The following is a 7,072-nucleotide window of genomic DNA, read 5'->3' as shown; positions in this document are numbered from 1 at the left end:
GCTTCGTTATAGGCCGGCCAGTTCCTGGTCTTGTAGGTCGGGGGTGGAGGTCTGCTCATACTGCCCAGCTACCATGCTGGATTCACGAGATGAATCCCTCACAGGATTTGTGCAACAGAGCCCATCCCCGTCTTCGATAAATCCGGACGCAGCGACGGCACATGGACCCGCGCCGATTTCGAATGGGATGCCGGGAACGATCAATACATCTGCCCCGAAGGCCATGAGCTCAAGCAGTTCCGCCGGAATTATTCCGACCCGAAACGAGGGCTGACCCGCATGGGACGAGCCAAGTACCGGGCCTTGAAATTGACCTGTCAGGCTTGCCCGTCCAAAGCAAAATGCTGCCCGAACGCGGATGCCAGATCGATCACTCGTGAAGAGCATGAAAACGCCCGTCAGGTCGCCCGCGACATCGCCAAGACCAAGCAATACGAAATCTCGATGAAGCTGCGAAAGAAGGTCGAGATGCTGTTTGCGCACCTCAAACGCATCCTTGGCCTCGGACGCCTCCGATTACGTGGCCCATGCGGCGCAAATGACCAATTCCTCCTCGCCGCCACCGCCCAAAACCTCCGCAAACTGGCGAAGATCTTTCCTGCACCGCAGAAACCGAGAACAGCCTGACAAAAAAGGCACTCGCGCCTTCAATCAGCGCCCACTTTTTGCAGTCGCAACACGATGTTTTTCAACAGAATGCGCCCGTCGAGCGCTACGCCGCAAGGCAGCAGGCAACGGGTTGGATTGCCCGCACTCACTGTTCTTCGAACCAGCCCAACCGCTTGAGGACGGCGGCGTCACCGCCGCCTTTCGCGCGAACGGTTGCGTTCGCGGCGCTCGAGATTGATTGGGTGCTCACGCCCCAGGCTGCGATAGAAGCCGTTGCCCTTGGACCAATTCAGGAACTGGCTGAAGCTGTCGACCTGGTCGTCGTTCCGTCCGCGCGGGAAGGACTGCAACTCGCGCTTGAAGACCGGCAACCAGTGTGCCTCTACAGGCAGGAACACCTTGCCCTCCTCCACCGGTGCGCAGGCCGCGTTGAACCGGATCTCCTTGTCTTTCTCCGGGACCATGCGAACGTACCGTTTGTCATCCTGGAACAGTTCCTGGAACAAAGGCCGGCCGGTTGCCGCATCCTCGATCAGAACCTTGTCGGGGTTCCACTGGCGGACCAAAGCAAGCGCCTTGGATTTGAGATCCGGGTAATCCAGTTGCCCGCGCCAGAGATCGAGCAGGTACCAGGCGTTGTCCCAAAATCCCCAGGTGGTGCAAACGGAATAGTCCGACCGCGGATCTGACGAGGTGCCGGTATCCCAGCTCTGGACGACAAGCTGGCACAGGCGCATATCCGGCGCAGTTTCATAGGTCTTGAACCACTCCCAGCGAAGCGGAGATCCGTCGGGCGCGACCGGGTTCTGCTGGTATTGGCAGTTGAAGACCGCGGACCCCATTTCACGGCGCATGCGATCGAGTGTCGCCCGGTCGAGTCTCGCCGGGAACAGAAGATCCCCGGGCTTGCGCCGATGCACTTGCCCGCGCCCGATCGGCACGACCTCGTTCTCCTCCGCGATGGCGGGCAGGTTCAGGTGGCGGTAGGTGCCCTGGTCGAGGAGGTAGCCCGGCGGATCCATCTCGTGCAGACGTTGTGCGATCATCACCACCCGGCCTTCGCCGGGGTTGTCAAAGCGCGACAACAACGTGCCCTCGATGAACTCCTGCGCCCGGATCAGTTCCGCCTCGGAATTGGCGTCCCCGGCCTTCAGGAGATCATCGATGATGATGTAGTCGGCCCCATGACCGGTCACCGAACTGCCGATGGACACCGCCTTGCGGCTGCCGCCCCGGGTGGTGCGGATTTCGTCGACGGTGTTGCCGCGCCGTGCCAGCCGGGTGTCCGGGAACATCTCCTGGTACCAGCGCGAAGACATGACCCGCCGGCAATCCTCGGAATGCTTGCGGGCGAGATCGAGGCCGTAGCTGGCCACGATGATCTTGGCCCCGGGATGATGCCCCAGCAGGAAGGCCACGTAAGACACCGCCACGGTCACGGATTTCAGGCAGCGGGGCGGGATGTTGATGACCAGCCGGTGGTACTCACCGGTTCGCACGTTGTCGAGCGCATGACACATCGCGCGCACGTGCCAGGCCGGCTCGAACGTGCCATTGGGCCCGTGATGGAGGGTGTCGAACACCTTCCACACGAACGAAAAGAAGTTGTCCCGGCAGACAGCGTTCACAGCCTGCCGGACCATGCGGGGATCAGGTGCCGACATCATCGGTCTCCTCGTCTTCGATGTCTTCTTCGCCGGCCCGCGGGGCGGAAAAGAAATCCCGGAGGATGTCAAAATCGACCGGCTCGGGCAGGCCAGCGCCGGCGTTGGCCTCCGCTTCTGACTCGACGACGTTGAACAGTTCGGCATCGAGTTTCAGAAGTGCCATCAACATCTTGGGGTCACCTTTGAGTGCACCGGTCGTAATCCGCTTGGCCATGGCCTCCGCCTTGGAGATCCGGATCTCCCGGTTGCCCTCGCGGACCGTGATCTTCGACTCCAACTCGCGCTTCAGGCTGGCATTCAACCCCTTGGCGCCCTTCGGCCGTCCTTTCGGATTGCCCGACTGACCCTTCTGGAACCGGCTCGTCTTCGGCGGCTTGCCATACCCGACCTCATAGTCCTTGACGTCTTCAGACATGATCGACCTCCATCTCCCTGGCGGTGGCCAGAGCCGCCACGCATTGATCGAAAGTTTCACCGGTCCCCGAGAGAACGGCCTTTTCGCCCGTCATCTTCTGCCAGCGACGGATGGCAACATCCACGTAGAGCGGGTCGAGCTCGATCAGCCGCGCCCGGCGCCCGGACGTCTCGGCGGCCAGCAGCGTGGCACCGGACCCACCGAAGGCGTCCAGTACCACGTCGCCGCGATGGCTCACGTCCCTGATCGCATCCGCCACCAGCGCAGTCGGCTTGACCGTGGGGTGATCGGCCAGGTCCGCCTCCCGCGACTTGCCGAAGCTGTTCACGCCCGCATAGTCCCAGACATTGGTGCGGTTGCGACCATGCCGGCCCAGTTCCACGTTGTTGATGTGCGGGGCCCCCGGCTTCTTGAAGACGCAGATCAACTCGTGCTTGGACCGATAGAGGCTGCCCATGCCGCCATTGGTCTTGTTCCAGACACAGAGGTTGATGAGATCGAACCCCTTGGCCTCACCAGCCGCGACCAGTTCCTTGATGTGGCGCCAGTCCATGCAGACCATGGCGACGCCGCCCGCGGGCAGGCTGTCCGTGAGACGGCACAGCACGGTCTCCAGGAAGCCGCTGAACTCCGCGGCCGACATCTCACCCGAGGCCATGGCAAACTCGCGATGGCTGCTGCCGGTGCCGGCGCGCACATGTCCCTGCACCGGCACGTTGTAGGGCGGGTCGGTGAAGACCATGCGCGGGACATCACCATCCAGCACCCGCGTATAGCTGGCCTCTTCCAGCGCATCGCCGCAGAGGATGCGGTGATTGCCCAGCAGCCAGAGGTCCCCCGGCCGCGTCACCGCCGGCTCGCCCGGATCCGGGAGATCCACGGTTTCCGGCGGGGCAGTGTCGCTCTGCCCTGCCCCGCTGATGAGGATGTCGATCTCGGGCATCTCGAAGCCGATGATGTCGAGGTCGAAGTCCAACGTACCCTCGAGGCTCAGATCCATCAGCTCGCCCAGCTCGAGCTGCAGAGCTTCCAGGTTCCACTCCGACAGTTCCGCCAGCTTGTTGTCGGCGATGCGCAGGGCGCGCACCTCGGCCGGGCTCAGATGCGCCGCGACCACGGTCGGCACCGTTTGCAGCCCCAGCGCCTTGGCGGCCTCGAAACGGCCATGCCCGGCGATGATCACGCCATCGCCATCAACCAGGATCGGGGTGACGAAGCCGAACCGTTCCACCGAGGCTTTCAGCTTGTCCACGGTCTTTGCCGTGTGGATGCGGTTGTTGTTGGCGTAAGGTTTGAGTTTGGCAACGGACGTCTGGATCACCTTCTCGGCCATCCAGACCGGTTTGGTCGAAACCTGGGCATCGGGGTTTTTGTGCTTGGTACGCATGTGCGTCTCCATTCAGTTGCGCCGCTGTCGCGGCAGAGGTCGGAACGGATCGCATCGGGAAAATCGGAGAGAGCACGAATGGCAACTCCCCGGACCGAACGATCCGAGAGTTGCTCCTTCCGCTGCTCCCTTCGGAACTTTCGAGTTCCAGTGAGTGCTGCCTAGAAATGGAGCTGTTTACCGCCCGGTCGTACCGGGCGATTGCCTTGAAGATACCCACCCCCACGACAAGGTGCAAGTTTTTTTGTTTATTAACAGATCGTTAAGACACCCACGATTCTTCGTCAACGCCAGCGGATTCGGGCTGGACTACTGGCGCGAACCACGCATCACTGAGCCCAGGCCCGAAGCGTTCGGGCCCTTCTCGGTACCGGGGCGCGGCATCCCGCCGGCCCCCGGAACACGAGGAGATCGGACATGTCCAAAACCAGGCAAACCAAGACCGACATGGTGCAGGCCCTGCTGCGCCGTCCCGAAGGCACAAGCCTCGCGGACATCTGCAAGGCCACCGGCTGGCAGCAACACTCGGCCCGGGCCGCCCTCAGCACCCTCCGCAAAAAGGGCGCCACGATCGAACGCCACCCGGCACAAGAGGCGGGAGCGCCAGCCACCTATCACCTGATCGCGGACGCAGGTATCGGGTTGTGACCATGCCCGCTGAGATCTCCGATCTGGAGGTGATGGACAGGTCAGACCTGCTGGCGCTCTGGCAGCATCTGTTCGGGCAGCCCGCTCCGGCAATGCTGAGCCAGCCCTTCCTGCGCCGGTTTCTCGCCTTCGAACTGCAGTCCCGCCGTCATGGCGGGCTGCCCCGGTCCGCGCAGGTCGCGCTGCAGAGAGGCGCCGATCAGAAGCCGCGCCCAAGCTGCCCGGCCCTCAAACCCGGCGGGCGCCTCTTGCGCGAGTGGAACGGGGTGACCCACGTGGTCGATGTCACCGCAGCCGGGTTTGCCTGGAACGGTCGCGCCTACCGCTCGCTCTCGGCCATCGCCCGCGAGATCACCGGGGCGCATTGGTCCGGGCCGCGCTTCTTCGGCCTCGATGGAAAGGTTGCCAGATGAGCCCGCGCCCCAGGATCCGCTGCGCCATCTACACCCGCAAATCCTCCGAGGAGGGGCTGGACCAGGACTTCAACTCGCTGGATGCGCAATTCGAGGCCTGCGCCGCCTATGTCGCCAGCCAGCGCCACGAGGGCTGGTCCCTGCTTGCGGGACGCTTTGACGATGGCGGCCTCTCGGGAGGCACCCTGGAGCGCCCTGCCCTGCAGCGCCTGCTCGACGAGGTGGATGCCGGTCGCATCGACATGGTGGTGGTCTACAAGATCGACCGGCTGACCCGGTCGCTCACCGACTTCGCCAAGCTGGTGGAGCGGCTGGAGAAGGCGAACTGCTCCTTCGTGTCAGTGACGCAGGCCTTCAACACCTCGTCGTCCATGGGTCGCCTCACCTTGAACGTGCTCCTGTCCTTCGCCCAGTTCGAACGCGAGGTGACCGCAGAGCGCATCCGCGACAAGATCGCCGCCTCCAAGAAGAAGGGTCTCTGGATGGGAGGCAACCTGCCGCTGGGCTATGATCGCCATCCCGATCCGAAGGCACGTACGCTGGTGGTGAATGCGTGCGAGGCCCGAACGGTCCGGCGTCTCTTCGATCTCTACGCGGAACTGGGTTGCCTGCGCCGGGTGGCGGAGAGGGCCGCTGCGGAGGGGTTGCGCTCGAAACGCGTGGTTTGCGCGGATGGCAGCGTCAAGGGCAATTGCCCGCTGTCGCGCGGCCAGATCTACTACCTGCTGCGCAACCCGGTCTATCTCGGCAGGATCCGCCACAAGGACAAGGTCTGGGACGGCCAGCACCTGGCCATCATCGACGAAGAGATCTGGGACCGGGCACAGGATCTGATGCGGCAAGCCTCACAACGGACCCGCGCGCAATCCTCACCCGACACGCCATCCAGAGGGACGGATCCAGGCGCCTGGCTCACCGGCCTGCTGCGCGACGAGACCGGCGACCGGCTTACCCCGACCCACACCACGCGCAAGGGCCGGCGGCTGCGGTACTACGTCTCCAACCGGTTGATCTCGGGAGGCACGGACCCCACCGGTTGGCGATTGCCGGGACCGGCGCTGGAGACGGCGGTCATCGATATCGTTGTCCGACATCTGCGGGAGGCCTCCGCATCCTACCGTATCCTCGCGCGGCCCGAGGCCGGGTCCGCCGAGGCAATCCGGGCAGCGTTTACAGACCTGGCCACCGGTCTCAGCGACACCGGAAGTCGGGTCTGCGCCGGTCTGCTTGTCTCCGGTATGCTGAAGCGCGGGCGGATCTGCCTCGACCTGGACGGCAAGGCCGTGGCCAACGCACTTGGCATTGCGCCAGACGATCTGCACCCGGACCTGCTCTCCGTTGCTGCGCCCTTCGATCTGCGCCGCCGCGGTGTCGAGGCGAAGATCATCGCCGGTGACGTGACGCCCCAACCCGATCCCCATCTCCGCTCCATGCTGATCCGCGCCCATGGCTGGGCCCGTGATCTGAAGGCTGGCGTCCAGCTGGTCGACATTGCCCGCCGCGACCGGCTTCCCGCCTCCTACATCCGCACCCGTGCCCAGCTCGCCTTCCTGTCGCCGAAAATCCAGGCTGCGATCCTCGACGGCAGTCAACCACCGGAACTCACGCTCAAGCGCCTGGTCAGCCTCACCCACCCGATCAGCTGGGCGGAGCAGGAGCATATCTTCGGCTTCTGACGCCACTAAATCCGGCTTCCCTGATACCCGCTTTGCTTTCCCTGTTCCGGGCCGGAAAATTCCCTGTTCGCCCGAAAAAATTCCCTGTTCCGGCGCCCAGGGAAATCGCGCCATAAGCCATTGAAATAAATGCGGATATCCGCACAGAAAACGACGGGTTTTGGCCTTTTTGACAAAAATTCCCTGTAAATAGCCTGTTATCAGGGAAATGACACTCAAAGCGACCCCGCCAAACTGCCCAACAGAGACACCCGCCA

Annotated in this window: 6 protein-coding genes and 1 pseudogene; 4 read left to right on the top strand and 3 right to left on the bottom strand. The window is 63.4% G+C overall.

The annotated features are described in order from the left end of the window. Positions 1-123: 123 nt before the first annotated feature. Positions 124-627: pseudogene (locus FGK63_RS11525) on the top strand (transposase); the annotation flags it as partial. A 170-nt stretch (positions 628-797) separates the two neighbouring features. Here the strand turns inward: FGK63_RS11525 and terL are convergent. From terL to FGK63_RS11515, 3 genes are read right to left on the bottom strand one after another with little or no spacing between them, the layout of a single operon-like run. Next, positions 798-2,273, bottom strand: a complete 1,476-nt coding sequence (gene terL / locus FGK63_RS11520; RefSeq protein ID WP_171052629.1) for a phage terminase large subunit — start codon at positions 2,271-2,273, stop codon at positions 798-800. Further along, positions 2,260-2,691 carry a DUF5681 domain-containing protein gene (locus tag FGK63_RS20755; protein WP_171052628.1) on the bottom strand — a complete coding sequence of 144 codons (432 nt, stop codon included), beginning with the start codon at positions 2,689-2,691 and terminating at the stop codon, positions 2,260-2,262. Before FGK63_RS20755 ends, terL begins: the two co-directional genes overlap by 14 nt. Further along, positions 2,684-4,078, bottom strand: a complete 1,395-nt coding sequence (locus FGK63_RS11515; RefSeq protein WP_246044013.1) for a site-specific DNA-methyltransferase — start codon at positions 4,076-4,078, stop codon at positions 2,684-2,686. Before FGK63_RS11515 ends, FGK63_RS20755 begins: the two co-directional genes overlap by 8 nt. 417 nt (positions 4,079-4,495) lie before the next feature. On the opposite strand from FGK63_RS11515, the gene FGK63_RS11510 reads away from it, so the two are divergent. The 3 genes from FGK63_RS11510 to FGK63_RS11500 are packed head-to-tail and all read left to right on the top strand — an operon-like array spanning position 4,496 to position 6,815. Further along, the gene (locus FGK63_RS11510; RefSeq protein ID WP_138842284.1) at positions 4,496-4,726 is read left to right on the top strand and encodes a DUF3489 domain-containing protein; all 231 of its coding nucleotides are present in this window, start codon (positions 4,496-4,498) and stop codon (positions 4,724-4,726) included. A 2-nt stretch (positions 4,727-4,728) separates the two neighbouring features. After that, complete coding sequence (locus FGK63_RS11505; RefSeq protein WP_138842282.1) at positions 4,729-5,139, top strand: DUF2924 domain-containing protein; 411 nt, start codon at positions 4,729-4,731, stop codon at positions 5,137-5,139. Further along, positions 5,136-6,815, top strand: a complete 1,680-nt coding sequence (locus FGK63_RS11500) for a recombinase family protein (protein ID WP_138842280.1) — start codon at positions 5,136-5,138, stop codon at positions 6,813-6,815. Before FGK63_RS11505 ends, FGK63_RS11500 begins: the two co-directional genes overlap by 4 nt. Positions 6,816-7,072 lie beyond the last annotated feature (257 nt).

Source organism: Ruegeria sediminis (assembly GCF_005938215.1).
In the GTDB taxonomy this organism is placed as follows: domain Bacteria; phylum Pseudomonadota; class Alphaproteobacteria; order Rhodobacterales; family Rhodobacteraceae; genus Ruegeria; species Ruegeria sediminis.
Note: the sequence above shows the minus strand (reverse complement) of the source record. Positions and strands in the feature narration are given on the sequence as shown.

Excerpts from the sequence above, each read along its gene's own strand:
- FGK63_RS20755 (WP_171052628.1), bottom strand. The coding sequence starts at position 2,691 with ATGTCTGAAGACGTCAAGGACTATGAGGTCGGGTATGGCAAGCCGCCG.
- FGK63_RS11505 (WP_138842282.1), top strand. The coding sequence starts at position 4,729 with ATGCCCGCTGAGATCTCCGATCTGGAGGTGATGGACAGGTCAGACCTG.
- FGK63_RS11510 (WP_138842284.1), top strand. The coding sequence starts at position 4,496 with ATGTCCAAAACCAGGCAAACCAAGACCGACATGGTGCAGGCCCTGCTG.
- terL (WP_171052629.1), bottom strand. The coding sequence starts at position 2,273 with ATGTCGGCACCTGATCCCCGCATGGTCCGGCAGGCTGTGAACGCTGTC.
- FGK63_RS11500 (WP_138842280.1), top strand. The coding sequence starts at position 5,136 with ATGAGCCCGCGCCCCAGGATCCGCTGCGCCATCTACACCCGCAAATCC.
- FGK63_RS11515 (WP_246044013.1), bottom strand. The coding sequence starts at position 4,078 with ATGCGTACCAAGCACAAAAACCCCGATGCCCAGGTTTCGACCAAACCG.